A 26,298-nucleotide genomic window follows, 5' to 3' on the forward strand; every position below is an offset into this window, starting at 1 on the left:
AGTAATTTGGTTAAATATTAGCTAAACTAGAAGAGTAAGAGGGTTGAAAGAGCCTGCAGACATAGGAATTTTTTAAAACCGTTGTTTGTGGCATGATCTCTGCTGAAAATAGCAGGTAGACAGCAAATTAGGCGCAAGCACCAGAACGTTTTTAATAGGAGATTTCGATGTCACATTTTGGCAGTCAGGAACAATTAGCATCTCAAATGGCCCTTGTGCCTATGGTCATAGAGCAGACTTCTCGTGGTGAGCGCTCGTATGATATTTACTCACGTCTATTAAAAGAACGTATTATCTTCCTGACAGGTCAAGTGGAAGACCATATGGCGAATTTAATCGTCGCTCAGATGCTATTTCTTGAAGCAGAAAACCCTGAAAAAGATATTCATTTGTATATTAATTCACCGGGTGGTGTAATTACCGCAGGTATGTCAATTTACGATACGATGCAGTTTATCAAGCCTGATGTAAGTACTATTTGTATGGGGCAAGCTTGTTCCATGGGGGCTTTTTTATTGACGGCGGGTACCAAAGGTAAACGTTTCTGCTTACCAAATTCACGCGTGATGATCCACCAACCGTTAGGGGGTTATCAAGGCCAAGCGTCAGATATCGAAATCCACGCCCAAGAAATTCTTAAAGTGAAATCTCGAATGAACGAGTTAATGGCTCTGCATACAGGTAAATCCATTGAAGAAATTACTCGAGACACAGAGCGTGACCGTTTCTTATCTGCAAATGAAGCAAAAGAATATGGTTTAGTCGACCAAATTTATAGTAGCCGTTAATGGGTTAACTTTTGGTATAATTAGTTCATACCATAAACTATTTTAAAGAAAATCGTTGTTTTGTTTTTAAATTAACGAAAACAAAACAATATGGATAAAAGTGAGGTCAACTGATGACAGATAAACGCAAAGAGGGGACAGGAAAACTGCTTTACTGCTCTTTCTGCGGAAAAAGTCAGCATGAAGTGCGCAAGCTGATTGCCGGTCCGTCAGTCTATATTTGTGATGAATGTGTAGATTTATGTCTCGATATCATCCGTGAAGAAATAAAAGAACTTACGCCGCATCGTGAGCGTAGTGAACTGCCGACACCACATGAAATTCGACAGCATCTTGACGACTATGTTATCGGTCAGGAAAAAGCGAAGAAAGTTTTAGCTGTTGCGGTATATAACCACTATAAACGCTTACGCAATGGTGATAAAACCAGTGATGGCGTTGAATTAGGTAAAAGTAATATTTTGCTAATTGGCCCAACAGGTAGTGGTAAAACGCTTTTAGCTGAAACGTTAGCGCGTTATTTGGATGTACCATTTACAATGGCTGATGCAACGACATTAACTGAAGCAGGTTATGTCGGTGAAGACGTTGAAAATATCATTCAAAAATTACTACAAAAATGCGATTACGATGTTGAAAAAGCTCAACGTGGTATCGTGTACATCGATGAAATTGATAAAATTTCACGTAAATCAGATAACCCATCAATTACCCGTGACGTTTCTGGGGAAGGTGTGCAACAAGCACTTCTGAAACTAATCGAGGGAACGGTTGCAGCAGTGCCGCCACAAGGGGGACGTAAACACCCTCAGCAAGAGTTCTTGCAGGTTGATACCTCAAAGATCCTCTTTATCTGTGGTGGGGCATTTGCAGGGCTCGACAAAGTGATCGGTCAGCGTTTAAATACTCGCTCGGGTATTGGTTTTGCTGCAGAAGTGAAAGGTGAGTCAGATAAAGCAACAGAAGGCGAATTGTTAACTCAGGCCGAGCCAGAAGATTTAATTAAGTTCGGTTTGATTCCTGAATTTATTGGTCGTTTACCTGTTGTAGCTACATTAACTGAATTAAGTGAAGAAGCTCTGATTCAGATTCTGCAAGAACCTAAAAATGCATTAACGAAACAATATCAAGCCTTATTTAGTCTTGAAAACACTGAGCTTGAATTCCGTGAGGAAGCGTTAAAAGCCATCGCGAAGAAAGCAATGGCACGTAAAACTGGAGCTCGTGGTTTACGTTCTATCGTTGAAGCTGCATTGTTGAATACGATGTATGATCTTCCTTCAATGAGTGATGTTGAAAAAGTCGTCGTTGATGAAAACGTCATTAATGAACAATCAGAGCCGCTTTTGATCTATAGTAAACCTGATGCTCAAGCTTCTGGCGATAACTAATCCCATATAAAACGTTCAATAGTTAATCAAACGAAATGAGGGGTTTCCCTCATTTTGTTTTTTATGTTCAACTAACCATTGAATGCTAAAATCTTGTCCCCATATAGTTTATATTCTGAGGTGTGGTTTCCTTGTTTTAGACAGCAATTTTAGAACAAGAGAGAGAAACCCTTAAACTAGCGTGAGCTAAACGAAGAGAGAGCTTTATGAATCCTGAGCGTTCCGAACGCATTGAAATACCAGTATTGCCTCTGCGTGATGTAGTGGTATACCCACATATGGTGATCCCACTGTTTGTTGGACGTGAAAAATCCATTCACAGTCTGGAAGCAGCGATGGATCATGACAAGCAGGTAATGCTGGTTGCGCAAAAAGAAGCCTCGACTGATGAGCCGGGGGTGAATGATTTATTTGCTGTCGGTACAGTCGCATCTGTTATTCAGATGTTAAAACTGCCTGATGGCACCGTTAAAGTCCTTGTTGAAGGTCTACGACGCGCACGTATTACAAGTTTGACTGATAATGGCGAATATTTTTTAGCGCAAGCGGAATATTTGGCAACAGAACAAAATAATGAGTCTGAACACGCTGCGTATGATGAAACGACAGCGGGTTCTCAATCATCAGATGCACTTGATGAAAAAGAAAACGAAGTATTGTATCGCACTATTGTTAGCCAGTTTGAAAGCTATATAAAACTGAATAAAAAGATCCCACCTGAAGTATTAACCGCATTACATGCAATAGAGCAAGATCAGCTAGATAAACTGGCGGATACCATTGCTTCTCATATGCCACTAAAATTAGCGGATAAACAACGTGTTTTAGAAATGGCGAATATCGCTGAGCGTGTTGAGTTTTTGATGGCCATGATGGAGTCAGAAACTGAGTTACTGCAAGTCGAAAAACGCATCCGTAATCGTGTCAAAAAACAGATGGAAAAAAGCCAGCGCGAGTATTATCTGAATGAGCAAATGAAAGCCATTCAGAAAGAGCTAGGCGAAATGGATGATGCACCAGATGAATATGAATCGCTAAAACGTAAAATCGAAGAAGCGAAAATGCCAAAAGAGGCACAAGAAAAAGCAGAAGCAGAATTGCAGAAGCTGAAAATGATGTCTCCAATGTCAGCGGAAGCTACCGTAGTCCGTAGTTATATCGATTGGATGGTGCAGGTTCCATGGCATAAGCGTAGCAAAGTCAAAAAAGACTTAGTGAAAGCCCAAGAAGTGTTAGATACCGATCACTACGGTTTAGAGCGTGTGAAAGACCGTATTTTAGAGTATCTGGCAGTGCAAAGCCGTGTCAGTAAAATTAAAGGGCCAATTCTTTGTTTAGTTGGGCCTCCAGGTGTGGGAAAAACCTCTTTAGGGCAATCTATTGCTAAGGCTACGGGTCGACAATATACCCGTATGGCATTAGGTGGGGTGCGTGATGAAGCTGAAATTCGCGGTCACCGTCGTACCTATATCGGTTCAATGCCAGGTAAGCTGATTCAAAAGATGGCAAAAGTCGGGGTTAAAAACCCACTATTTTTATTGGATGAAATTGACAAAATGTCATCTGATATGCGTGGTGATCCTGCCTCTGCGCTGTTGGAAGTACTTGATCCAGAACAAAATATTGCATTTAACGATCATTACTTGGAAGTGGATTACGATTTGTCTGATGTGATGTTTGTTGCAACATCCAACTCGATGAATATTCCTGCGCCATTGTTAGATCGTATGGAAGTGATCCGTCTTTCTGGTTATACAGAAGATGAAAAACTGAATATTGCGAAAAAACATTTACTGTCTAAGCAAATTGAACGTAATGCCTTGAAAAAGAATGAGTTAACTATCGATGATAGTGCTCTGATGAGCATCATTCGTTATTACACTCGCGAGGCTGGCGTCCGTGGTTTAGAGCGTGAAATCTCTAAATTGTGCCGTAAAGCAGTTAAAGCGCTACTGATGGACAAAAAGCTTAAGCACATTGAAATCAACGCAGATAACCTGAAAGATTATCTGGGTGTTCGCCGTTTTGATTATGGTCAAGCAGACACAGAAAGCCGTGTTGGACAAGTTACAGGCCTTGCTTGGACTGAAGTTGGTGGTGACTTACTTACTATCGAAACTGCATGTGTGCCTGGTAAAGGTAAGCTGACTTACACCGGTTCTTTAGGTGAAGTCATGCAAGAGTCTATCCAAACGGCATTAACGGTTGTTAGAGCTCGAGCGGAAAAACTGGGTATCAATAGCGATTTCTATGAAAAGCGTGATATTCACGTTCACGTACCGGAAGGGGCGACGCCAAAAGATGGCCCAAGTGCGGGTATTGCGATGTCAACGGCTTTAGTTTCTTGCTTAACAGGTAACCCAGTTAGAGCTGACGTAGCAATGACAGGTGAAATTACGTTAAGAGGATTAGTTTTCCCGATAGGCGGTCTGAAAGAGAAATTATTAGCTGCACATCGTGGTGGGATTAAAACAGTATTAATTCCTAAAGAAAACGAACGTGATTTAGAAGAAATTCCTCAAAATGTGATCGCGGATCTTGAAATTCACCCTGTGAAAACGATTGAAGAAGTTCTTTCTTTGGCTTTAGTTAACCCGCCTTTTGGCGCTGAAGTAGTTAAAAAGAAAGCTAAAAGAGTGAGCTGAATCAAGAAGTTTGTATAAAATTAAGGCTGACAGCTAATTTAGAGCTTGTCAGTCTTTTTTTTCATCGCTAATTTAACGATGATTCTGATAATTGTTTGTATGCAATCTGTTCTCTTGCCATTGGTAATCAGGATTGATATAACGGCTGCATATTAATTAACTATACTAATTACTGCTATAGTTAATTAAGAGATTTATAGTCCAACTAATATGGGGATGATAAGAGTGAATAAAGCTCAACTGATTGATCAAATCGCTTCTGATGCGAATATTTCTAAAGCTGCAGCAGGTCGTGTTGTTGACGCGTTCGTTGCTACTGTAACGGGTTCTTTGAGTAAAGGGGACGATGTTGCTCTAGTTGGCTTTGGGACTTTCTCTGTTCGTGAGCGTGCAGCACGTACAGGCCGTAACCCTCAAACGGGTAAAGAAATTAAAATCGCTGCGGCGAAAGTTCCTGCTTTCCGTCCAGGCAAGGGTCTTAAAGACGCTGTAAATAGCTAATTAGGTATTTAAGTTTGTCTTTCTCGTATTTTTGCGAAAACTCAAACTGACGGAATGTCTTTAATCAGCTAATATATAAGCGCACCATTGAAATGGTGCGCTTTTTTTTCTTTCTGAGTTAAGATTAGCGTATTATCAGGAAATTGAATTCAACAAAGCGGAGTTAAGCCTTTTTATGATGGAAAATTTACGCACAAAGGCGAATAGTCCTTTGCTCAAAATAATACTGGCGCTGATTATCCTTTCATTCGTGTTGGGTGGCGTTATGATGGGTGGTCTCGGTGGTAATAGTGCAAATAATGCCGCTGAAGTTAACGGGCAATCAATAAGCCGAGAGCAGCTACAGCAGGCTTTTCAACAAGAGCGCCAATCATTACAAGAGTATCTGGGAGATAAATTTTCAGAAGTCGCTAGTAATGAAGAAAGTATGAATTTGCTGCGCCGCCAAGCTCTCGATAACTTGATTAACAATGAACTGATTAATCAGTATGCTAATGAACTACAACTTTCAGCAAGCGATCAGCAAATTGAGCAATATATTTTCTCAATGCCTGTTTTCCAAACAGATGGTCGGTTTGATAGCGAAAAATATCGAGAGATCTTAAGCCGCAACAACATTAACGCGGATAGCCTCGCAGCTCAAATTCGCCAAGACCTTACACGAGCTCAGCTAGGAAAAACCTTTACTGGAACGGATTTCGCTTTACCATCAGAAGTTAAAGCATATGCTGAGTTATTTATGCAAGAACGTGAAATTCGTACTGCAATTTTAGATTTAGCAGAGGTTCAAGCAAAACAAACAGCCTCTGAAGAAGAGTTAAAGGCGTATTATGATGCTAATCAAAATAGCTTTATCTCACCTGAGAAAGTACGAGTAAGCTATGTTGAGATGGATGCCGCATCGATGCCTCCAGCCACAGTGTCTGATGAAGAAGTCAAAGCGTATTATGAGCAAAACCTGAAAAATTATACTCAGGCAGAGCAAAAACAGTACAGTATGATTCAGGCGGATTCTGAAAAAGAAGCGAATGATATCCTGAATGAATTAAAACAAGGCGCGGACTTTGCAACATTAGCAACTGAAAAATCAACGGATAAATTCAGTGCAGCGCAAAAGGGCCTGATTGGTTGGATGGAAGCCGCATCAACGCCAATCGAAATTGTAGATGCAAAATTAACAGAGAAAGGGCAACTTTCTGCGCCAGTTAAATCACAAAATAGCTATGTTATCTTTCGTTTAGATGATATTAAACCGGAATCGATTAAACCGTTTGAGCAAGTTGAAGAAAGTATTAAAACTAGCTTACTTCAAGATAAGAATATTAAACAATTCTATGACTTACAGCAAAAAGTCAGTGAAGCTGCTACGAGTGATATGGAATCATTAGTTTCAGTTGAATCTGTATCTGGTTTGAAAGCGGTGACGACGGATTGGTTTGATAGAACAAATCCACCTGCTGCGCTTAATTTCCCTAAAGTGGTGAGTGAAGTATTTAGCGACCGTTTAGTGGATAAAAATGGCTCTAAAGGGATCAACTCTGACGTGATTAATGTGGAAGGTGACCGTGCATTTATTGTGCGTGTAACAGAGTACAAACCAGAAAACGTTGAACCTTTTGAACAGGTTAAGTCAGAAATTGAAACACTGGTTAAACGTCAAAAAGCCGATGCAGAACTGAAAGCGACGGGCGATAAGCTACTCGCAGAGTTAAAAGCAGGTAAAGGCACTGAAGCACTAAATGCTGCTGGTGTTAAATTTTCTGATGTTCAGACCGTTTCTCGTTTAATGCCACAAACAGCGGTCATCAATGCAACGATGGAGATGCCACAACCTGTAGATGGTAAACCAAGTTATGCACTTGCGCGTGATGAGTCCGATAACTATGTGCTTATTCAACTAGATAAAGTTACGCTAGGCCAACCGACGGATGATGAGTTAAAGCAATTAACTCGTGAATACCAAGGTGCTATGAGCTCTGCGGTTAACGAAGCTCTGATGCTTAACTTGCGTGAAAATGCAAAAATTGAAGTGCTGAATATTGAATAATTGCGAGCAGCTTCGCAAGTAAAATTGCAACTTCATAAACAGGAGGCTACCTTTGGGTGGCCTTTCGTATTTTTAATATTATTGAAAAGTGTTCCGTATTTTTCTATGGCATCGTTGCATCTCAATACACACAGGAGAACAAATATGTTATGGAATTCAGTTAATCAATGCAGATTAGGTACTGTTCTGCTCCTTTCTTTATTATGCTCATTCTCTTTTTTTTCTTTGGCTAAGAAAATTGAGCCAGAAAAAGCCACTGCGGCTGTTATTCAAGAAAAACAAGTAAGTAATAACTCACCATCGACGAGCCATGGCCAGTCTGACAAAGTCAATATCAACTTAGCGGGTGAAGACGAACTTGCAGAAAAACTGACTGGTATCGGTAGGCAAAAAGCGAAAGCAATTGTGGAATATAGGCAAAAATATGGTGCTTTTAATTCCATTGAAAACATTTTAGAGGTTCAGGGGATAGGTCCCGCATTTTTAGAAAAGAATAAAGACAAGCTAACTCTATAGCTAAAATCCCCCCATACAAAGTATGGGGGAAATATATAGTGTAGAGGAGATATGCAGTATGAGACTAATATATTAACAGGTTAATAATTAAGCATAAAACTAAGCTTTGTGTAAATAATTTGCGAGCTAAGTCTGATTATTGATATTCATTCAGCACATTTTCCGTACATTTGTTATTTTTATGTTATTTAAAAATAAACTGGTCGGAGTAGTTATGACAACACATATTAAAGTTCATGGTTATCATATAGATGTTTTTCAGCATGTTAATAATGCGCGCTATTTAGAATTCTACGAAGCAGATCGCTGGGAATGGATGAATAAACGTAATTTCATTAGCTGGGCTATAAAGAATAATTTAACAATGGCTGCAGTGAACATTAATGTAAATTACATCCAAGGCGTATTACTTGGTGATGAACTGACGGTCGTGACTCGGATGGATAAAATAGGAAGTAAAAGTGCCGTGTGTTATCAACAAATTATTCGTAATAAAGCAGGTGTTCAAGAGGTTGTTTCAGATGCCTATGTGACATTTGTTTTCATCGATAATATAGAGAATAAAGCGATTGTGATTGATGAACAATTACGTGAGAAACTAGAGTCATTCAAGGTGGGTTCTGAAGATTTCATCTAAAATTAGCCTACCTAGCTTGAATAGTTGTGAATGAGCGAATGGTAGGCTGTGTATTTGATTAACTTATTAGTGCTTTTGTTTTAATGATTGCATAATGGTTTCTTTATCATTTAGATATTCAGCTAAGCCTCTGCTTCTTAAATGGCAGGCTGCGCACTCGCCGCAACCGTCCCCCTGAATACCATTATAACAAGTCAGTGTTTGTTGCCTGATAGTTTCGAGGTGGCCATAGCTGTCAGCAAGAGCCCATGTTTGGGCTTTATTTAGCCACATTAACGGTGTTTCAAAGCGAATATTTTTGGCAAGGCCGAGGTCTACAGCATGGTTAAGTGCTTTAACAAACTCATCACGGCAATCTGGATAACCTGAAAAATCGGTTTCACATACACCAGTTATTACCGCTTCTGCTTGGACTTGATAGGCGTATATTGCTGCGAGAGTGAGAAATAAAATATTACGCCCAGGTACGAAAGTGCTAGGCAGGCCGCTCGACTCGCTTTCTGTGAAACCAGGAACTGGGATGTTATCTCGAGTTAAGCTGCTAATTGCTAATTCATTGAGTAATGTAACATCTAAGACTTTATGCGCTGTAGCACCTAGAGATACGCTTAACTTTTGTGCAACTTCGATTTCAAAACGGTGGCGCTGGCCATAATCGAAAGTCACACAATGAACTTCATCATAGTTTTGCAAAGCTTGAATAAGACAGGTTGTTGAGTCTTGGCCTCCGCTGAAAACCACAACTGCGCGTTTCATAGGTACTCCTTGGTGATATATCATTTTCAATATGTAATAAGAAGAAAGTGAAACATGTTATCGATACTAAGATGCAATTAATAGTTCTATTTTATCAAGTTAGTTTGATTGAGGTACTATTTATGTGTCTATTTGGTTATTTGTATAAAAATATTCTATAATCTTGGCATTTGGTAACATTTTTATTGTTTTTAAATTATTCGATTTTGCATAATATGCTTATGCGGCTAATAAAATAACGGCAAAAGTATTTGCACCCAAGTCAAGAGAGCAATCATGCTAGATAAAATAGACAAAAAGCTGCTTTGTTTATTGCAAAATGACAGTAGCCTATCCCTAAACACCCTTGCTGAAGCGGTTAATTTAACATCTACGCCGTGCTGGAAAAGATTAAAAAGGCTTGAAGATGAGGGCTATATTCGAGGGCGAGTGACTTTACTCGACGGTGAGAAGTTAGGTTTAGGTTTAACGGTAATTGTGACAATTAAAACACAGCACCATAATAGTGAGTGGTATGAACAATTTGTTTCTTTTGTCAGTCAACTTCCTGAAGTTCTGATGTTTTATCGTATGGCTGGGGAGTATGATTACCTTATGCAAGTAGAAGTGCATGACATGAAATCATATGACTTATTCTATAAAAAACTCGTCAATGGTGTTCATGGTTTAATTGATGTGACTTCAAGTTTTGCAATGGAAAAAATCAAGTATACGACAGTCTTGCCTATTCCTGATTAACTCCGTAATAACGTAGATGATTACGGCTTCTCATCCTTAGGCATCATTAAATCAATATATTCAAGGCAGTATTACGTGCGATTATTTTCACAACTAGGTTGGTATTTTTTGAGTGAATGGCGGCGCTATCTCGGTGCTGTTTGCTTTCTCATTATCATTGCTATCTTACAATTAGTCCCTCCACGTATCGTTGGTGTGGTTGTTGATGGAATAAGTAAAGGGGCAATGCCAACAACGCAGTTAATTACTTATGTTTCAGTCATGCTGTTGATTGCGCTGGTTGTGTATGGTTTGCGGTATGTTTGGCGTTTATGGTTATTTGGTGCGTCTTATAAGTTAGCCGTGCAGCTACGACAAAAATTTTATCGGCAATTAAGTCTACAAAACCAAGAGTTTTACCTTAAGTACCGAACAGGGGATTTAATTGCACGCACGACGAATGATGTTGACCGAGTTGTATTTGCAGCAGGCGAAGGCGTTTTAACATTGGTTGACTCATTGGTGATGGGGTGTGCGGTACTCATCATGATGAGTGTTGAAATTAGTTGGCAGCTGACTTTACTTGCCCTTATACCAATGCCAATTATGGCACTCGTTATTAAGCGTTATGGGGACCAGCTTCATCAGCGTTTTAAGCACGCTCAAGGAGCATTTTCGTCTTTAAATAATCATGCGCAAGAAAGTTTAACAAGTATCCGTATGATTAAAGCTTTTGGTCTTGAAGACCATCAATCAAATCAATTTGAACAGGTAGCCACTGAGGCTGGGCGTCGCAATATGCATGTTGCTAGAGTTGATGCGCGTTTTGACCCCACCATTTTTATGGCAATTGGTATGGCCAATTTACTCGCTATTGCAGGTGGCAGCTGGATGGTATTAAACGACACATTGACGTTAGGTGAATTAACGAGCTTTGTGATGTATTTAGGGTTAATGATTTGGCCGATGTTAGCGCTCGCATGGATGTTTAATATCGTTGAACGAGGTAGTGCAGCTTATAGTCGTATTTTAAGTTTACTTAATGAGCCATTAGTTATTCAGGATGGTTCGCATTCATTACAGCCTGAAAAGGGAAACTTGAATGTGAATATCATCAGTTTTAGTTATCCAGAAACGACACGAACAGCATTGCATGATATTCGGTTTGACCTAAAACCTGGGCAGTTTTTGGGAATATGTGGGCCAACAGGGGCTGGGAAATCAACATTGTTGACGTTATTGCAACGCCAATTTGATGTTACTGAAGGGGAGATCCTCTATCAAGGCCTACCGCTACCTGAGATTCGTTTAGATGAATGGCGTGGTCGTTTATCTATTGTTAATCAGTCTCCATTTTTATTTTCAGATACAGTTGCAGGCAATATCGCGCTTGGGCGACCTAATGCAACTCAGGAGGAAATTGAACAGGCTGCGCACATTGCTTGTGTACATGATGATATCTTACGTTTACCGGAGGGCTATTCTACTCAGGTTGGTGAGCGTGGTGTTATGTTGTCAGGTGGGCAGAAACAACGAATTTCTATTGCAAGGGCTATCTTGCAAAATGCAGAAATTTTGGTGTTAGATGATGCACTTTCTGCCGTTGATGGGCAGACCGAGTTTACAATTTTACAAAATTTAAGTCATTGGCGACAAGGTAGGACTATGATAATTAGCGCTCATCGTCTATCTGCATTGGTTGAAGCAGATAATATTATTGTGCTATCTCAAGGGGCGGTTATTAGCCGAGGTAGACATGAAGCGCTTATTGGACAGTCGGGCTGGTATAAAGATATGTATCAGTACCAACAGATTGAAGCGGCTTTGGATGGTGAGCTATGAGCCAAAAAAAACCGCTATGGCCAGCACTTAAGCGTTTACTTGCTTACGGAAAAGCGTACCGAGGTACTATGGGTATTGCTATTGCAATGCTATGGTTGGCCGCTATTGCAGAGGTCAGTGGGCCTCTGCTAATCAGTTATTTTATTGATAACATGATTGCGAAAAAACAAATCATCATGCCACTGGCTTTATATATGGCCGTTGGTTTTATATTGCTTCAAGTTATTGCTGCATTATTACATTACTATCAAATTATTTTATTTAATAAAGCTTCTGTGGGCGTCGTGCAAACATTACGAACAGATGTGATGAATGCCGCCCTTAGGCAGCCTCTGAGTGCCTTTGATAAACAACCTGTTGGCCAATTGATTTCACGAGTGACAAATGATACTGAAGTGATTAAAGACCTCTTTGTGATGGTTGTGCCGACGGTGTTTCGCAGTTTAGCCCTAATTTGTGCCATGTTAGTTGCTATGTTTTCATTGGAATGGCGTATGGCATCAATTGCAGTGATGATTTTTCCTGCTGTATTTGTTGTGATGCTTATTTATCAGCGCTTAAGCACACCGATTGTACGTCGTGTGAGATCCTATCTTGCGGATATTAACAACGGTTTTAACGAAGTCATTAGTGGAATGACGGTTATTCAGCAATTTGTCCAACAGGCTAGGTTTGGCGAAAAAATGCAAAGTATTAGCCAAGACCATTATTTTGCAAGAATGAAAGCATTAAAACTTGATGGCTTACTATTAAGGCCATTACTAAGTTTACTTTCAGCTTCAGTATTGTGTGGCTTGCTATTGCTATTTGGATTCGAAGGAACGACTACCATTGGTGTTGGTGTCTTATATGCATTTATTAACTATTTAGGTCGCTTGAATGAACCGCTTATCGAATTAACTTCTCAGCAATCGATGCTTCAGCAAGCGGTTGTTTCAGGTGAGCGTGTTTTTGAACTCATGGATAGCCCGCAACAAGGCTATGGAGAAAGTAATGAGCCATTACAAGGTGGCTCAATCTCAATTAACCATTTATCTTTCGCTTACCGTGATAACAAAATGGTACTTAAAGATATTAATTTACACGTACCCGATAATAATTTCGTTGCATTGGTTGGCCATACCGGGAGCGGTAAAAGTACCATCGCAAATTTAATCATGGGGTATTACCCGTGGCGGGAAGGGGATATTTTAATAGATGGTCGTAATTTGAGTTCACTATCTCATCAAGTTTTACGTCAGGGTATTGCGATGGTGCAACAAGACCCTGTTGTTCTTGCGGCTTCTTTTTTTGATAACGTCGCACTAGGACGAGAGGTTAGCCAAGATAAAGTTTGGGAAGTTCTTGAAACTGTTCAACTTGCTGAGTTGGTTCGTGAGTTACCTGATGGGCTCGATACTGTACTAGGTGAACAAGGAAACACTTTGTCTGTTGGACAAAGGCAATTATTAGCGATGGCTCGAGTGCTTGTGGTCACACCGAAAATTTTAATTTTGGATGAAGCGACAGCAAATATTGACTCAGGGACAGAGCAAGCGATACAAAAAGCATTACGAATGATCCGTCAACATACTACGCTAGTCGTGATAGCTCATCGTTTATCAACAATCGTTGATGCTGACCAAGTTGTTGTGTTACATCGTGGTGCAATTGTTGAGCAAGGTAAGCATTTGCAGCTTTTACAGCAAAAAGGACGTTATTATCAAATGTACCAGTTGCAACAAGTTGGGGAATCATTGAATGCCCGTTGTGATGCTGAAATTGAGAGTATAACTAGTTAATTATTCTGCACTCTTATAATGCAAGACCTAAAGCCACTCATTCGAGTGGTTTTTTATTTTGTTATTTCCTATTGAATTATATGGATAAATATATTTTGGCACACGATTTGCTATAACGTCAGTGCTGTTCAAGATATTGAGCGGCTTATTCACCTGACTTATAGGAGTGAGCATGAAATATATCATTGCAATCATTAAGCCATTTAAATTAGATGAAGTCCGAGAAGCACTATCAGATATTGGTGTTCAAGGGCTTACTATTACTGAAGTTCGAGGGTTTGGACGACAGAAAGGACATGCCGAATTATATAGGGGAGCTGAATATACTGTCGATTTTTTACCTAAAGTACGTATGGAAATAGCAGTTTCTGATGAGTTAGTAGACCAGGTAATTGAAACAATCGAAAAAAAAGCTTATACGGGCCAAGTTGGGGATGGAAAAATATTTATTTTGTCATTAGAGCAAGCTGTACGTATTCGTACAGGTGAAAAACAAGACGAAGCACTGTAGGAGAGCAATTATGCGCAAAGGGTTCCAATACTTATGTCTATTGATATCAATGGGGAGTTTTCCAATAACGGTGCTTGCAGCAGAGGAAACCCTAGATAAAGCGGATAACGCATTTATGATGATAGCGACTGCTTTAGTTATTTTCATGATACTTCCAGGTATCGCATTATTCTATGGTGGGCTACTAAGAAGTAAAAATGTTCTTTCTTTAATGGCTCAAACCGCGGTTATTTTTGCTTTAGTGTCTGTTATTTGGATTGTTTATGGGTACAGCTTAGCTTTTAGTGAGGGAAATGATTTTATCGGTGGTTTTAGTCAGATTATGTTAAAAAATATCACTGTTGAAAGCTTATCTGGACCGATCCCCCAATTTATTCACGTTGTTTTTCAGGGGGCATTTGCATGCTTAACGGTTGCATTGGTGGTTGGTGCATTAGGGGAGCGGATTAAATTTTCTGCAATCTTAATTTTTACGGTTATTTGGACGACATTTGCTTATTTACCAATGGCACACATGATATGGGGCGGCGGTATTTTGTCGCAAGATGGCGCACTAGATTTCGCAGGGGGGACGGTTGTTCATATTAATGCGGCTGTTGCTGGTTTAGTTGGTGCTTACTTACTTGGACATCGTACTGGATTAGGAAAAGAGGCTATTAAACCACATAACCTACCTATGGTGTTTATGGGAACCTCCATACTATTCATTGGTTGGTTTGGTTTCAATGCAGGTTCTGCCGGAAGTGCTAATAGTATCGCTGCATTAGCGTTTGTGAACACTATCGCAGCTGCAGCTGGAGCTATTTTATCATGGACTTTAGCTGAGTGGCTTTTCAGGGAAAAACCTTCATTATTAGGCGCTTGCTCTGGTTGTTTAGCTGGGTTAGTTGGGGTTACACCAGCGGCAGGAACGGTTGGGGTCGGTGGGGCATTAATTATAGGGGTATTGTCTGGGGTGGCAGGTTTATGGGGTGTTGTGATTTTAAAGCGTCGATTAAAAGTTGATGATGTTTGCGATGTTTTTGGCGTTCACGGTGTCTGCGGGATTTTAGGTTGTTTACTTACGGGGGTATTTACTTCAACGACATTAGGTGGAAGTGGCTTCACAGAAGGTATTACGATGATGAAACAAGTCGGAATTCAAGCCGTTAGCATATTAGTTTGTGTTGTTTGGACTGCAATCGTTGCTTATATCGCATTTAAAGTAGCAGCGAAAACGTCAGGTTTACGCATTAATGTTGAAAAAGAAAGGGAAGGTTTAGATATTACTTCTCATGGTGAAAGTGCTTATAATTAATCATTAGCGTAATGATAATGACAGGATAATACTGTGCTTTGTGTAAATTGATAATGGCAGCTTATTGCTGGCTGCCATTACCTTTTAAAACAGATTAATCTACCTTTCTGAGTAAGTAATCACTTACTCGAAACTCTGCTTTATTTAGGGGGTTGCCTATGACGAATTACACCTTCTTGGACTGCGGTTGCAACAAGATCACCTTGTAAATTATAGATTTGTCCTTTAACAAAACCTCTTCCACCAGATGCTGAAGGGCTTTCTACGGCATACAGTAACCAATCATCAATTTTGAATGGGCGATGGAACCACATGGAATGATCAATCGTTGCGACTTGTAGATCTCGTTCCATAAAGCCTCTACCATGCGGTTGCAACGCAGCGGGAAGGAAGTTGTAGTCAGATGCATAACCTAACAAATAGTGATGTAGCGAAGGGAGATCAGGTAGCTGCCCTTTCGCTTTGAACCAAATATAGCGAAACGGTTCTTGAGGTACGGAATCGAATGGACTGTAAAACTCAACAGGACGAAATTCAAAGGGAGTTGGCCTAAGAGCATATTTTTTAACTGATTCAGGTAATTTATCAGCTAAACTTTGCACAATATCATCTTGAGAAATTAATGTTGTAGGAGGTGGTACATCTGGCATCAAGTTTTGATGATTATAACCTTCTTCTTGGGATTGAAATGATGCGGTCATAAAGAAGATAGGCTTGCCATTTTGAATGGCGCTCACTCGACGTGCGCTAAAACTTCCGCCATCGCGTAAAATCTCAACGTCATAAACAATAGGGCGAGAGCTATCACCTGGACGTAAAAAATAACTATGAAAAGAATTAATCGCTCGCTCTTCAGGTATGGTTTGTTTCGCTGCATACATGGCTTGCCCAACAACTTGTCCGCCAAAAACTTGAGGCAAACCAAGGTCTTCACTTTGTCCTCGAAAAATACCTTCTTCAATTTTTTCGAGTTTGATTAGGCTAATTAGATTCTGTAATTCTGGGCTCATAGTCATCTTAGTTCTGTTATATGTGAATGAGATACTCGCATTTTCCCATTATTTATCCTGAATAGGTAGGTTAATTGTTATCGAATAAATTCAGGTTACGCATTGTTACATTTGGAAATATAAATGTATTATTCTACCAATATTAGTTATACTTTTTGTTACGTAACAATCAGAAAATGATTTGTCTATTCCGATTATTTAAAAATGTTTTAGTAAACATTGTATTATAGGTAATAACTATGAAGTTTTTTCGCTACATTGTTAGCTTATTAGTACTTTTAATGTTGGTTGGCTGTGAAGGGAATAGCACAAAGCCCAACGAGAAAGCACTTAATGCTAAAAATAGTAATAATAACCAGACGGTAGATTCAGGGAAAATCGAGGGCCGTGTGGTAATTTTGCAGAATACGGCTTTACCCGAAGGTGCGGTGGTTACAATCACTCTGGCAGATACAACGGTAGCGGACTTACCAGCGCTAATATTATCTCAAAAATATTATAATTCAGTGAATAATCGCCCAACAATTCCTTTTGAGCTTACTTACCAAAAAAATGAAGTTCGGCAGGAAGGTAGACTCGTTGTTAATGCAACCGTGAATGCAAATGGAAAACTATTATACATCAGTGATGGTGTTGCTGAGGTTATCAATAACGGCATCACAACAAATGTTGAATTATTGATGGTGTCTGCAAATTAGCGATTTTTTCGTTGAGTTGCTATTTCTATTGGTTCTTTGTGTAATAAATCGTCACTTAATCATGGGTTTCTTGCTATTTAAACGACTATCAAGCATAATGCCCCTGCTTTGAAAGAAGCAATCAATGGGGGCTCTGTTGGTTCTCCCGCAACGCTAACTTGTTAACTTGGTCAGGTCCGGAAGGAAGCAGCCATAGCAGGGGTCGTGTGTGCCGGGATGTCGCTGGCAGGGCTCCCACCCAATTCTAGGCGCTCTTTTCTGTATATCAATTCATATATTCTAATCTGTTATAAATATAATCTTTAATTGTTTTTCTTTTTTTTTCTTTTTCTTTATTTTTATAAATGTAAATTAATTTCATTAACTTAAATAATTTCAAAAGTTAAAAAGGAAAATTTAAGAATACAACATTAGTTGTTGATTATTATCATAAGAAAAAAGTGGTTAAAATGAAAAGCAATAAAAGTTCTATTAGCATAATTATAATGCTAAGAATAAAGTAACAATTACACCACATCCAGCCGATAAGTGTATTTACCGGCTATAACCATTCACTATCTGTGCGTATTAATGAGGTATTATCTAACAAACTTCCAAACAGAAGCAGGGATTTTATCATAAAGCTTATTCATTGTGAGTTCAGCTAAGCGGTGATCCGCAGCCGAATAGAATAGCTCTAGCTCATCATCAGATAATTCATACTTATTTTTCTCAATGACACGCTCAAGAGTTTCAATTGTGGTGCATTTTCTTAAACGCATCAGATAATCAAATTTGGTCATAATAGCCTTTCTTTTGTGCAAAATTACTTATTAACATATGGTTTTAGAGTTTGAACTAAAGATAAATAATATCTTTAGGTTTTGCTGGCTAGACACTTTAGGTCATCATCCAGCACAGTAACAAGGCTCTGATTCATTGCTTCCCAGTCTATAATTTCACTGAGGGTGATGACCGGGCTGCCGAATAAATCATAGGTCTCATCGAGGTACTCTTCGATAAGAGATATAACAAGGTTTTCTTTTGGATATTTGATTTTAAACCGCCATACAAATGCAGCGATATGTTCAATAAGTTCATTCAAGGCCGCGCTTTGAGGGGAGCTTAAATCATTAACCCAGTGTGTATTTGTTTTTTGTAAGCTTAAAATAGCTTCTCTATTGAGACTATTACATAAATATTTTAGTTCTGCGATATCGTGTTTTTTGGGTGAGTATTCATCCATAATCACCTCCGTAGGCGAATCTGACTTTTGCTGTGTGTATTTTTATCAATAATAATATCATGTTAACTAATTAAAGCACCTATGTTCAATATAAAAGTTCATGTTAATATATTGAAAAATATAAGATTATTGCTAGTTCGTTAAACTTTTCGAAGATTATTAATATAATACATAAGCGATATTCGAATACGGACTGGCAGCTCGGACTAAACTAGCCGCGATATAATAATAGCATTATTATCACACATGTCACCACCAATAAACTACTTTTTTCTAATTTATTAGCGAGCGGTTGAAACTGCAGTTGTGTACGTTCTACTTGAATCAATTTTATGAAGTATTTAAATTATAGTTTAACCATCGGTTATTTTAGTACAGAGAATATGAAGTGTTTACACAAAAGATGTTATAAAAATAATTATCCCATTTAATTCATTCAAATAATTTATTTTTACTAATAACATAATTAAAAATAAAAAAGCTTCTGTCTAAAATAGACAAAAGCTTTTTTTGTTGAAAATAACTTAAAGGTAGAGGTTTAAGGTTACCCCTGGTTTTAGGTCGGCCATTTTAACACCTGAATTCCACGTCATGAGGTCATTGAGCTTTATGCCATGACGTTTTGCAATGCTATAGTAGGAATCGCCTTTTCTTACCTTATAAGTTTTTGTTTTACGATTGCCCACCGTAGACGCTGTATTGGCAACTTTTAATATTTGCCCTGGTTTGATGACACTCGCAGTTTTTAACCCATTCAACTTTTGAATATTTTTCGCGGTAGTGTTGAATTTTTTGGCGATACTTGCAACGGACTCACCTTTGCGCACTTTATATGTGGCTATTTTAGCCCTATTTTGGCGCGCACTAGAAATTGCGGTGGATTGCCCTGTTTTTATTTGCTGGTTTTGTTGCGCGGCTAAACGGATCGTGTTTAAAACATCTTGGTCTGACAGTGATACTTTGAATTGTTCAGCCTTTGCAGTAGGTAACATAATATAATGGGGGCCATTTGGCGATGTTATACCTCGAGTATAACCAGAATTATACGTTTTTACCGATTCAACAGTTAGCCCAGCCAACTCTGCAGCTTGAGATAAGGTGATTTGCTGGCCGACATCAATTTGAGTGAGTGCTCTATTTTTATTACTGGTTGGTAAATTAACTTGGTACTTTTCAGGATTTTTTAATACTTGGCTAAGAGCTAAGATTTTAGGCACATATTGTTTGGTTTCTTTTGGTAAAGAGAGTGACCAAAAATCAGTCGGTAACCCGGCTGCTTCATTTTTCTTAATGGCGTTTTGTACACAACCTTCCCCACAATTATAGGCAGCAAGCGTGAGTTCCCAGTCATGGCCGAACATGACATTTAAGTTTTCGAGAAGATCAAAGGCTGCTTTAGTTGAAGAAACTACATCTCTGCGTTCATCAACCCATTGAGTTTGCTTTAGGCCATAAGAACGCGCAGTAATGGGGACGATTTGCCATAGGCCAGCAGCTTGTGCTGGAGAGGTCGCTTTAGGATTAAATGAACTTTCAACAATAGGAATTAATGCTAATTCCATCGGTAAATTTCGCTCATTGATTTCGTCTACGATGAGGTACATGTATGGCTCAGCTCTTAATGCCACATCGTAGACAAAACGTTGTTTATTTAAATAACTGTTTGCGAGCTCCCTAATTTGAGGTTTATCAGGGATATCCATTTTTAGCTCATCGCTAACATAACCCCATAAGTCATAATCGACCTTAGGTAATTGCCGACTGGCAGCTTGGTTATGTGGTGCAACAGTTTCAATTGTATAGTTAGTTGGAGTTTTGTTCTGCTTAATTTTTTTTGGGGCAGTTTGGCATCCGGCCAACAGAACAATGGCGATAAGCGTCGCGATTATCTTCATTCTTTTCTATTGTTCTTCATTCTGATGTTTAAAAGTCGAACAATAATACTTATCCCGCTCCGATATGACAATCATTAAACTTTAATATTGGTCTTTTAATTGACGCAATAGGGTGAAAACAGCCCTTAAAGGTGGATTTTGCACATTAATATTGAGTTTTTTCTGTAATTGAATATTATCGCATTGCAGAAAGATATTGATTTTTCTCTCTGTTTTCAATGAAGTAGGTACTGTTGGTTGATGTTTGTCACGTATTTGCGTTATTTTTTGTAAATATTGAGTGATGGCTTCATTTTCAGGCCATACATGGTGTGCAAATTTGAGATTAGATAAAGTATATTCATGAGCACAGCAAATTAAGGTTTCATCAGGAAGCCCGGCAATTTTTTGGATTGATTCGAACATTTGCTCAGGGGTTCCTTCAAATATTCGTCCGCAACCTGCAGAGAATAGGGTGTCACCACAGAATAGATAAGGTGCTTGGTAAAAGCCGATATGCTCAGAGGTATGGCCCGATAATGAAATAACCTGTAGATTGAACTCGTTAATGATAACCTTATCACCGTTTTCGACTATTTCTGTTGCCCCTTTAGGTTGGGTTTCTTTTGGGCCAAAAACAGGAAGTGTTGTAAATTTGCTTAAAATCCCTTTTACACCGCCAGTATGGTCATTATGGTGGTGAGTTAACAAGATAGCGACAGGCGTTAGTTGCTTGGCTGTCATTATTTCAAGCACGGGTTCTGCCTCTGCAGGGTCAACGATGATACACTGTTGATGGCTATCGACTAAAACCCAAATGTAGTTATCTTTTAAAGCGGGTACTCGAATTAACTCCATAATGACCTCGATACTTGCTAATAGTTAATAGGGGAATTTCATGAAGCCTGCACGTATTGATAAAAAAATTCAAATGCCTGTTAGTTGGTCTGATATTCCTTTTGGAGAACAATACCGTCAAGCTATCGAAAATCAACTTAGCCCTTGGTGGCCGAAGATATTTGGCTTTCATCTGCTTAAGTTAGGCCATTTAAGTACTGAAATCCATACCGAAGACTGCCTAATTTCCCATCAGTTTAATGTTGGCACTGGTGATCCCCGTTTTAATCTTATCGCCAAGCCCGAAGCATTACCATTAACCCAGAAATCTATAGATGCCTGCCTAATGACTCATTGTTTAGCCTATAGCCATGACCCTCATTGGCTTTTACGGGAAGTTGACCGGGTACTAATTGATGATGGTTGGTTAATTATTTCAGGTTTTAACCCTTTTAGTCTTGCTGGAATGGCGAAACTCGTACCTATCTTGCGTAAACGGCAGCCTTATTGTAGCCGTTTTTTTCCGTCTGTCAGGGTGTTTGATTGGCTAAGTTTATTAAACTACGAAGTTTTATATCATCGTAACTGCCAAATATTCCCTTGGCTGAGTGCGCATAGGCGAATGAATAAAAGCTGTGGGGGGATTGGGGCTTTAAGTGTTATTGTGGCGCGGAAACGGACGTATCCATTAACTCCGACACCACTAAAATTCAAACAACCAAAGGTTAAGATTGGAACGGCGCTTGGTGCTGCGAAGGAGATCAGTAAATCAATGAAGATAAACGACCCTTCTTAATTTTGAGCGGGTTGGTAACCTGTATCTTCCTTGGTGGGTGCTAAAGCCGCAGCGCGAGCCAGCTCATCACATTTTTCATTTTCAGGGTGACCTGCATGGCCTTTGACCCAGCGCCAATCAATAGTATGTCTTTGAATTGCTTCATCAAGGCGCTTCCATAAATCCACATTGACCACGGGGGATTTATCGGCTTTGCGCCATTGTTTGCGCTTCCAACTGTGGATCCATTGGGTGATCCCTTGGCGTACATATTGGCTATCTGTGGTTAGTATAATATCACAAGGTCGCTTTAGGGATTCAAGAGCGACAATGGCTGCAAGTAGTTCCATACGATTATTTGTGGTCATAAAATAACCATCGCTTAAGGTTTTTTCGTGTTGCTGATAACGAAGAACCACCCCGTATCCTCCTGGGCCTGGATTGCCCAAACAGGAACCATCCGTGAAAATTTCTACCTGCTTTGTCATTTCTGGTACACTCTATATTATTCATTCACCTCTAGTTTGACACAAAAAAACATGATGAGCACGGTGATAACCAGACAAATTGTCCTTGATACTGAAACCACGGGTATGAATAAGCTTGGGGTTCATTATGAAGGACACAATATTATTGAGATTGGTGCGGTTGAAGTTATTAACCGCCGTTTAACTGGGCGTAACTTTCACGTCTATATTAAGCCAGACCGTTTAGTTGACCCTGAAGCATTTGAAGTTCATGGGATCAGTGACGAATTTTTACAGGATAAGCCTGTTTTTGCAGAAATTGCGGACGAATTTCTTGAATTTATTCGTGGTGCAGAACTTGTTATTCATAATGCCCCCTTTGATATCGGGTTTATGGATTATGAATTCCGTAAACTCAATAAAGGTATTCCGCCTACGCAAGAGTTTTGTACTATCACTGATAGCTTAGTATTGGCTCGCAAACTTTTTCCTGGTAAACGGAATAACTTGGATGCGCTATGTGACCGTTATTTAATTGATAACGCTAAACGAACATTGCACGGGGCGTTACTCGATGCTGAGATCCTGTCAGATGTCTATTTGGCAATGACGGGCGGGCAAACTTCATTATCATTTTCGATGGATTCAGAATCTGCTAATAATGAGCAAGAGTATGAAATTCAAAGGATTGAGCGACCACAGAGTGGTCTTAGAGTCATTTTTGCTTCTGATGAAGAACTCATTGCTCATGAAGCCCGATTGGATATTGTTGATAAAAAGGGCGGGAAACCTTGTCTTTGGCGGCAACCTTCTGATGAAGTTGAAAATCTACATTAATAATTCAATACATTATTAATGTATGTGTATGAATTTATATGGCTGAGCTTCCTTAAGGCTAAAAACTGCTCAACTGCGCGATTTTACAAGAAAAAGTGTTGACGAGTTCTTCAAGTCTTCGTAATATGCATGGCGTTCCCAACAGGGAACATCGGGAGCGGTAGTTCAGTTGGTTAGAATACCTGCCTGTCACGCAGGGGGTCGCGGGTTCGAGTCCCGTCCGTTCCGCCAAATTATAACGCCACGCTAATTTATTAGCGTGGCGTTTTTTTTAGGTTTTCATCCCGTATAAAATGCTTGCGTAACTTATCTTAAATTAGCTGCATTCAGGTGGTTAAGGTTAGTAAATATGCAGTCCTTCAATTAGATATTTCTTCAGTCTATTCGTCACTTGATGTTAACAGAGACACTTTTTTCAATTCATGTTACTTCTATCTATTAATAGTCATTAGAAAGGCTAGGTCTTTTACTCAACTCAAACAAAAATATTCGGGCATATTGCGCTTTTTTTTGTCTAAAACTTTGCCAATTATCACTAATGTGGCAGCTAAATGTGCTAGAAGCATAAATCACCTTGATCCCAGACACTGAACTCAGGTTTAATAAGGTTAGTCACTTGCGCAAAAATGTAAGTCTTAAGGGATATTTTGCGCAATGGAATGGATTCAGCTTTGCGGCAGTTCAATTTATTAGCGATCTGCTGCCATGAACATAGCAAATATTGCGGTATGGGTAGAATTGGGTTACTTTCAATCGCTCTATTCGTGAAATGCTCAGTTTGTTGGCGATGTGTTGTGGTTTCTTCGGGAAGGCAACATGTGGCGATACATTGGTAAATTGGCGTTTTCACATGTTACAGCGAAATTAAAGTAGCACTATCTGTATTGCGTTGAAAAAATTGGTTTAAGTACGTTTTTATCCTACCTGGAGTATACTGATGACGACTCGTAAAACCCTTGCTAATGCTATCCGCTTTCTAAGTATGGATGCGGTTCAAAAAGCAAAATCAGGGCATCCTGGCGCGCCAATGGGCATGGCTGATATTGCTGAGGTCCTGTGGCGTGACCATATGAATCATAACCCAGCAAACCCACACTGGGCAGATCGTGACCGTTTTGTTTTATCAAATGGCCATGGTTCTATGTTGATCTATAGCTTGCTGCATCTTGCAGGTTATGACTTACCTATCGAAGAGTTAAAAAACTTCCGCCAATTACACTCTAAAACACCGGGCCACCCAGAATATGGCTATACTCCAGGCGTTGAAACAACAACCGGTCCTTTAGGTCAAGGTATTGCAAACGCAGTGGGCTTTGCAATTGCAGAACGCACACTAGCAGCGCAATTCAACCGCCCTGGTCATGATGTTGTAGACCACCACACTTATGTATTCATGGGTGATGGTTGTATGATGGAAGGTATTTCGCACGAAGCGTGTTCTTTAGCGGGTACACTGAAATTAAATAAACTGATCGCATTTTATGATGACAACGGCATCTCTATTGATGGTGAAGTTGAAGGTTGGTTTACTGACGACACAGCTGCACGCTTTGAGTCTTATGGCTGGCATGTTATCCGTGATATCGACGGACATGATGCATCGCAGATCAACGCAGCAATCAATGAAGCGAAGAAACAAGCTGATAAACCAACACTGATTATATGCAAAACGGTCATTGGTTTTGGTTCACCAAACAAAGCCGGTTCTGAATCTGTTCACGGTGCACCTTTAGGTGATGCTGAAATCGCAGCAACTCGTGAAGCACTTGGTTGGAACTACGGTCCATTCGAAATTCCTAAAGATATCTATGAAGCTTGGGATGCTCGCACAGCAGGTAAAGAAAAAGAAAGCGCGTGGGATAAAAAATTCGCCGCGTATGCAGCGCAATTCCCTGAATTAGCTGCAGAGTTCACTCGTCGTATGAATGGTGAATTACCGGCTAACTTTGACGCAGATGCGAAACAATTCGTTGAAAATCTTCAGCAAAACCCAGCGAATATCGCAAGCCGTAAAGCATCACAAAACGCATTAGAAGCATTCGGTAAAGTATTACCTGAGTTTATGGGCGGTTCTGCTGACTTAGCGCCAAGTAACTTAACCATGTGGTCAGGTTCGAAAGCGCTGAATGTTGACCCTGCGGGTAACTATATTCACTACGGTGTTCGCGAATTTGGTATGTCAGCTATCATGAACGGTATTGCGTTACATGGTGGCTTCATTCCTTATGGCGCGACATTCTTGATGTTCGTTGAATACGCACGTAATGCGGTTCGTATGGCAGCACTGATGAAAGTGCGTAGCATCTTTGTTTATACTCACGATTCTATTGGTCTGGGTGAAGATGGCCCGACTCACCAACCAGTTGAGCAACTGGCGAGCCTGCGTGTGACACCAAATCTCAGCACATGGCGCCCTTGTGACCAAGTTGAATCTGCGGTGGCATGGAAATATGCTATTGAACGTAAAGATGGCCCAAGCGCATTAATTTTCTCTCGTCAAAACTTAGAGCAACAACCTCGTACCGCTGAGCAATTAGCCAATATTGAGAAAGGGGCTTATATCCTGAAAGATTGTGCAGGTACGCCTGAATTAATCTTTATTGCGACAGGTTCTGAAGTGGAGCTGGCTGTTAAAGCTGCAGACCAATTAACGTCAGAAGGCCGTAACGTTCGCGTTGTATCAATGCCTTCAACTGATGCATTTGATAAACAAGATGCGGCATACCGCGAAGCTGTTTTACCTGCTAACGTGACAGCGCGTGTTGCTATCGAAGCGGGTATTGCAGATTACTGGTTCAAGTACACTGGCTTAAACGGTGCCATCATCGGTATGCATACCTTTGGTGAATCTGCTCCAGCGGAAGAGCTGTATAAAGAGTTCGGCATCACTGCAGAAAAAGCGGTTGAAGCAGCGAAATCTCTTCTGAAATAAGTGATTGCCTTTTTGGGGGATTCAAGAGCTGAATATCCCTCGTAATCATATTTTGCTGAACAACGCCGAGTGATAAAGCTAGGCGTTGTTTTTTTGTGCACCAATATATGATTTTCTATTGCGTTCTGTAAATATATCCCTTACTCTAACCTTAGATAAGCTGAACCGTTTCAGTTGCGTGTTACTGAATGAAAATATTTTTTAAAAATGTCGG

General features: G+C 39.8%; 24 protein-coding genes, 1 tRNA gene and 1 other RNA gene. 18 read left to right on the top strand and 8 right to left on the bottom strand.

What is annotated here, in order from left to right:
* The first annotated feature begins 167 nt into the window (after positions 1-167).
* The 7 genes from clpP to PSF42_RS04135 all read left to right on the top strand — a co-directional run bounded on the left by clpP (position 168) and on the right by PSF42_RS04135 (position 8,525).
* Positions 168-788, top strand: coding sequence for an ATP-dependent Clp endopeptidase proteolytic subunit ClpP (gene clpP / locus PSF42_RS04105; RefSeq protein ID WP_004905443.1), 621 nt, complete (start codon positions 168-170; stop codon positions 786-788).
* 113 nt (positions 789-901) lie between these two features.
* Entirely contained in the window at positions 902-2,179 is a 1,278-nt protein-coding gene (gene clpX, locus PSF42_RS04110) for an ATP-dependent protease ATP-binding subunit ClpX (RefSeq protein ID WP_094962144.1), read from the top strand.
* Between the two features lie 206 nt (positions 2,180-2,385).
* The gene (lon, locus tag PSF42_RS04115) at positions 2,386-4,824 is read left to right on the top strand and encodes an endopeptidase La (RefSeq protein ID WP_125891984.1); all 2,439 of its coding nucleotides are present in this window, start codon (positions 2,386-2,388) and stop codon (positions 4,822-4,824) included.
* A gap of 225 nt (positions 4,825-5,049) precedes the next feature.
* Positions 5,050-5,325: a nucleoid-associated protein HU-beta gene (gene hupB / locus PSF42_RS04120; RefSeq protein WP_004914513.1), complete on the top strand. Its 276-nt coding sequence runs from the start codon at positions 5,050-5,052 to the stop codon at positions 5,323-5,325.
* Between the two features lie 175 nt (positions 5,326-5,500).
* Positions 5,501-7,372: a peptidylprolyl isomerase gene (gene ppiD, locus PSF42_RS04125; RefSeq protein WP_125891985.1), complete on the top strand. Its 1,872-nt coding sequence runs from the start codon at positions 5,501-5,503 to the stop codon at positions 7,370-7,372.
* Positions 7,373-7,516: 144 nt separating this feature from the next.
* On the top strand, positions 7,517-7,888 hold the full coding sequence (locus PSF42_RS04130; protein ID WP_125891986.1) for a ComEA family DNA-binding protein: 372 nt from the start codon (positions 7,517-7,519) through the stop codon (positions 7,886-7,888).
* Between the two features lie 214 nt (positions 7,889-8,102).
* Positions 8,103-8,525, top strand: a complete 423-nt coding sequence (locus PSF42_RS04135; protein ID WP_125891987.1) for an acyl-CoA thioesterase — start codon at positions 8,103-8,105, stop codon at positions 8,523-8,525.
* Between the two features lie 66 nt (positions 8,526-8,591).
* Here PSF42_RS04135 and queC read toward each other — a convergent pair whose 3' ends face one another.
* Positions 8,592-9,281 (bottom strand): 7-cyano-7-deazaguanine synthase QueC, encoded by a 690-nt coding sequence (gene queC / locus PSF42_RS04140; protein ID WP_125891988.1) that lies wholly within the window; start codon positions 9,279-9,281, stop codon positions 8,592-8,594.
* 276 nt (positions 9,282-9,557) lie between these two features.
* Here queC and PSF42_RS04145 point away from each other — a divergent pair, with 276 nt between their 5' ends.
* The 5 genes from PSF42_RS04145 (at position 9,558) to amtB (ending at position 15,429) form a co-directional block, all read left to right on the top strand.
* Positions 9,558-10,019 carry an Lrp/AsnC family transcriptional regulator gene (locus tag PSF42_RS04145; protein WP_004905429.1) on the top strand — a complete coding sequence of 154 codons (462 nt, stop codon included), beginning with the start codon at positions 9,558-9,560 and terminating at the stop codon, positions 10,017-10,019.
* A gap of 75 nt (positions 10,020-10,094) precedes the next feature.
* Entirely contained in the window at positions 10,095-11,840 is a 1,746-nt protein-coding gene (locus tag PSF42_RS04150) for a SmdA family multidrug ABC transporter permease/ATP-binding protein (protein WP_213912934.1), read from the top strand.
* Positions 11,837-13,621: a SmdB family multidrug efflux ABC transporter permease/ATP-binding protein gene (locus PSF42_RS04155; protein ID WP_272679500.1), complete on the top strand. Its 1,785-nt coding sequence runs from the start codon at positions 11,837-11,839 to the stop codon at positions 13,619-13,621. Before PSF42_RS04150 ends, PSF42_RS04155 begins: the two co-directional genes overlap by 4 nt.
* Before the next feature lie 172 nt (positions 13,622-13,793).
* A complete protein-coding gene (gene glnK, locus PSF42_RS04160) occupies positions 13,794-14,132 on the top strand; it encodes a P-II family nitrogen regulator (RefSeq protein ID WP_125891991.1) in 339 nt (112 codons plus the stop codon).
* 49 nt (positions 14,133-14,181) lie between these two features.
* Positions 14,182-15,429, top strand: coding sequence for an ammonium transporter AmtB (gene amtB / locus PSF42_RS04165; protein WP_272679562.1), 1,248 nt, complete (start codon positions 14,182-14,184; stop codon positions 15,427-15,429).
* Between the two features lie 140 nt (positions 15,430-15,569).
* Here amtB and tesB read toward each other — a convergent pair whose 3' ends face one another.
* The gene (gene tesB / locus PSF42_RS04170; protein ID WP_125892108.1) at positions 15,570-16,439 is read right to left on the bottom strand and encodes an acyl-CoA thioesterase II; all 870 of its coding nucleotides are present in this window, start codon (positions 16,437-16,439) and stop codon (positions 15,570-15,572) included.
* A gap of 239 nt (positions 16,440-16,678) precedes the next feature.
* On the opposite strand from tesB, the gene PSF42_RS04175 reads away from it, so the two are divergent.
* Complete coding sequence (locus tag PSF42_RS04175; protein ID WP_125891993.1) at positions 16,679-17,137, top strand: YbaY family lipoprotein; 459 nt, start codon at positions 16,679-16,681, stop codon at positions 17,135-17,137.
* 134 nt (positions 17,138-17,271) lie between these two features.
* Positions 17,272-17,368, top strand: an RNA gene (gene ffs / locus PSF42_RS04180) — signal recognition particle sRNA small type.
* A 347-nt stretch (positions 17,369-17,715) separates the two neighbouring features.
* Here the strand turns inward: ffs and PSF42_RS04185 are convergent.
* The 4 genes from PSF42_RS04185 to gloB form a co-directional block, all read right to left on the bottom strand.
* Positions 17,716-17,919 (bottom strand): HHA domain-containing protein, encoded by a 204-nt coding sequence (locus PSF42_RS04185; protein WP_102139052.1) that lies wholly within the window; start codon positions 17,917-17,919, stop codon positions 17,716-17,718.
* A 74-nt stretch (positions 17,920-17,993) separates the two neighbouring features.
* Positions 17,994-18,362: an Hha toxicity modulator TomB gene (gene tomB, locus PSF42_RS04190; protein ID WP_125891994.1), complete on the bottom strand. Its 369-nt coding sequence runs from the start codon at positions 18,360-18,362 to the stop codon at positions 17,994-17,996.
* A gap of 524 nt (positions 18,363-18,886) precedes the next feature.
* Positions 18,887-20,257, bottom strand: a complete 1,371-nt coding sequence (mltD, locus tag PSF42_RS04195; RefSeq protein ID WP_272679501.1) for a murein transglycosylase D — start codon at positions 20,255-20,257, stop codon at positions 18,887-18,889.
* An 81-nt stretch (positions 20,258-20,338) separates the two neighbouring features.
* Positions 20,339-21,094, bottom strand: coding sequence for a hydroxyacylglutathione hydrolase (gene gloB, locus PSF42_RS04200; RefSeq protein ID WP_272679502.1), 756 nt, complete (start codon positions 21,092-21,094; stop codon positions 20,339-20,341).
* A 40-nt stretch (positions 21,095-21,134) separates the two neighbouring features.
* Between gloB and PSF42_RS04205 the strand changes: the two genes are divergently transcribed.
* On the top strand, positions 21,135-21,869 hold the full coding sequence (locus tag PSF42_RS04205) for a class I SAM-dependent methyltransferase (RefSeq protein WP_125891997.1): 735 nt from the start codon (positions 21,135-21,137) through the stop codon (positions 21,867-21,869).
* On the opposite strand, the gene rnhA is transcribed toward PSF42_RS04205, so the two are convergent.
* Complete coding sequence (gene rnhA, locus PSF42_RS04210) at positions 21,866-22,336, bottom strand: ribonuclease HI (protein ID WP_125891999.1); 471 nt, start codon at positions 22,334-22,336, stop codon at positions 21,866-21,868. The genes PSF42_RS04205 and rnhA overlap by 4 nt on opposite strands.
* Before the next feature lie 54 nt (positions 22,337-22,390).
* On the opposite strand from rnhA, the gene dnaQ reads away from it, so the two are divergent.
* Both dnaQ and PSF42_RS04220 read left to right on the top strand, forming a co-directional pair.
* Entirely contained in the window at positions 22,391-23,152 is a 762-nt protein-coding gene (gene dnaQ / locus PSF42_RS04215; RefSeq protein ID WP_125892002.1) for a DNA polymerase III subunit epsilon, read from the top strand.
* 154 nt (positions 23,153-23,306) lie between these two features.
* Positions 23,307-23,383, top strand: a tRNA-Asp gene (locus tag PSF42_RS04220).
* A 325-nt stretch (positions 23,384-23,708) separates the two neighbouring features.
* On the opposite strand, the gene PSF42_RS04225 is transcribed toward PSF42_RS04220, so the two are convergent.
* A complete protein-coding gene (locus tag PSF42_RS04225; RefSeq protein ID WP_213912932.1) occupies positions 23,709-24,002 on the bottom strand; it encodes a hypothetical protein in 294 nt (97 codons plus the stop codon).
* A gap of 87 nt (positions 24,003-24,089) precedes the next feature.
* Between PSF42_RS04225 and tkt the strand changes: the two genes are divergently transcribed.
* Complete coding sequence (tkt, locus tag PSF42_RS04230) at positions 24,090-26,084, top strand: transketolase (RefSeq protein ID WP_272679503.1); 1,995 nt, start codon at positions 24,090-24,092, stop codon at positions 26,082-26,084.
* Positions 26,085-26,298: the final 214 nt, after the last annotated feature.

The sequence above is a fragment of the Providencia sp. PROV032 genome (assembly GCF_028484875.1).
GTDB lineage: Bacteria > Pseudomonadota > Gammaproteobacteria > Enterobacterales > Enterobacteriaceae > Providencia > Providencia rettgeri_E.

Coding starts and splice junctions, on each gene's coding strand:
- clpX (WP_094962144.1), top strand. CDS start 902: ATGACAGATAAACGCAAAGAGGGGACAGGAAAACTGCTTTACTGCTCT.
- tesB (WP_125892108.1), bottom strand. CDS start 16,439: ATGAGCCCAGAATTACAGAATCTAATTAGCCTAATCAAACTCGAAAAA.
- tkt (WP_272679503.1), top strand. CDS start 24,090: ATGACGACTCGTAAAACCCTTGCTAATGCTATCCGCTTTCTAAGTATG.
- PSF42_RS04205 (WP_125891997.1), top strand. CDS start 21,135: ATGAAGCCTGCACGTATTGATAAAAAAATTCAAATGCCTGTTAGTTGG.
- PSF42_RS04175 (WP_125891993.1), top strand. CDS start 16,679: ATGAAGTTTTTTCGCTACATTGTTAGCTTATTAGTACTTTTAATGTTG.
- PSF42_RS04145 (WP_004905429.1), top strand. CDS start 9,558: ATGCTAGATAAAATAGACAAAAAGCTGCTTTGTTTATTGCAAAATGAC.
- PSF42_RS04185 (WP_102139052.1), bottom strand. CDS start 17,919: ATGACCAAATTTGATTATCTGATGCGTTTAAGAAAATGCACCACAATT.
- rnhA (WP_125891999.1), bottom strand. CDS start 22,336: ATGACAAAGCAGGTAGAAATTTTCACGGATGGTTCCTGTTTGGGCAAT.
- queC (WP_125891988.1), bottom strand. CDS start 9,281: ATGAAACGCGCAGTTGTGGTTTTCAGCGGAGGCCAAGACTCAACAACC.
- glnK (WP_125891991.1), top strand. CDS start 13,794: ATGAAATATATCATTGCAATCATTAAGCCATTTAAATTAGATGAAGTC.
- dnaQ (WP_125892002.1), top strand. CDS start 22,391: ATGAGCACGGTGATAACCAGACAAATTGTCCTTGATACTGAAACCACG.
- amtB (WP_272679562.1), top strand. CDS start 14,182: ATGGGGAGTTTTCCAATAACGGTGCTTGCAGCAGAGGAAACCCTAGAT.
- lon (WP_125891984.1), top strand. CDS start 2,386: ATGAATCCTGAGCGTTCCGAACGCATTGAAATACCAGTATTGCCTCTG.
- PSF42_RS04130 (WP_125891986.1), top strand. CDS start 7,517: ATGTTATGGAATTCAGTTAATCAATGCAGATTAGGTACTGTTCTGCTC.
- gloB (WP_272679502.1), bottom strand. CDS start 21,094: ATGGAGTTAATTCGAGTACCCGCTTTAAAAGATAACTACATTTGGGTT.
- PSF42_RS04135 (WP_125891987.1), top strand. CDS start 8,103: ATGACAACACATATTAAAGTTCATGGTTATCATATAGATGTTTTTCAG.
- tomB (WP_125891994.1), bottom strand. CDS start 18,362: ATGGATGAATACTCACCCAAAAAACACGATATCGCAGAACTAAAATAT.
- mltD (WP_272679501.1), bottom strand. CDS start 20,257: ATGAAGATAATCGCGACGCTTATCGCCATTGTTCTGTTGGCCGGATGC.
- clpP (WP_004905443.1), top strand. CDS start 168: ATGTCACATTTTGGCAGTCAGGAACAATTAGCATCTCAAATGGCCCTT.
- PSF42_RS04155 (WP_272679500.1), top strand. CDS start 11,837: ATGAGCCAAAAAAAACCGCTATGGCCAGCACTTAAGCGTTTACTTGCT.
- ppiD (WP_125891985.1), top strand. CDS start 5,501: ATGATGGAAAATTTACGCACAAAGGCGAATAGTCCTTTGCTCAAAATA.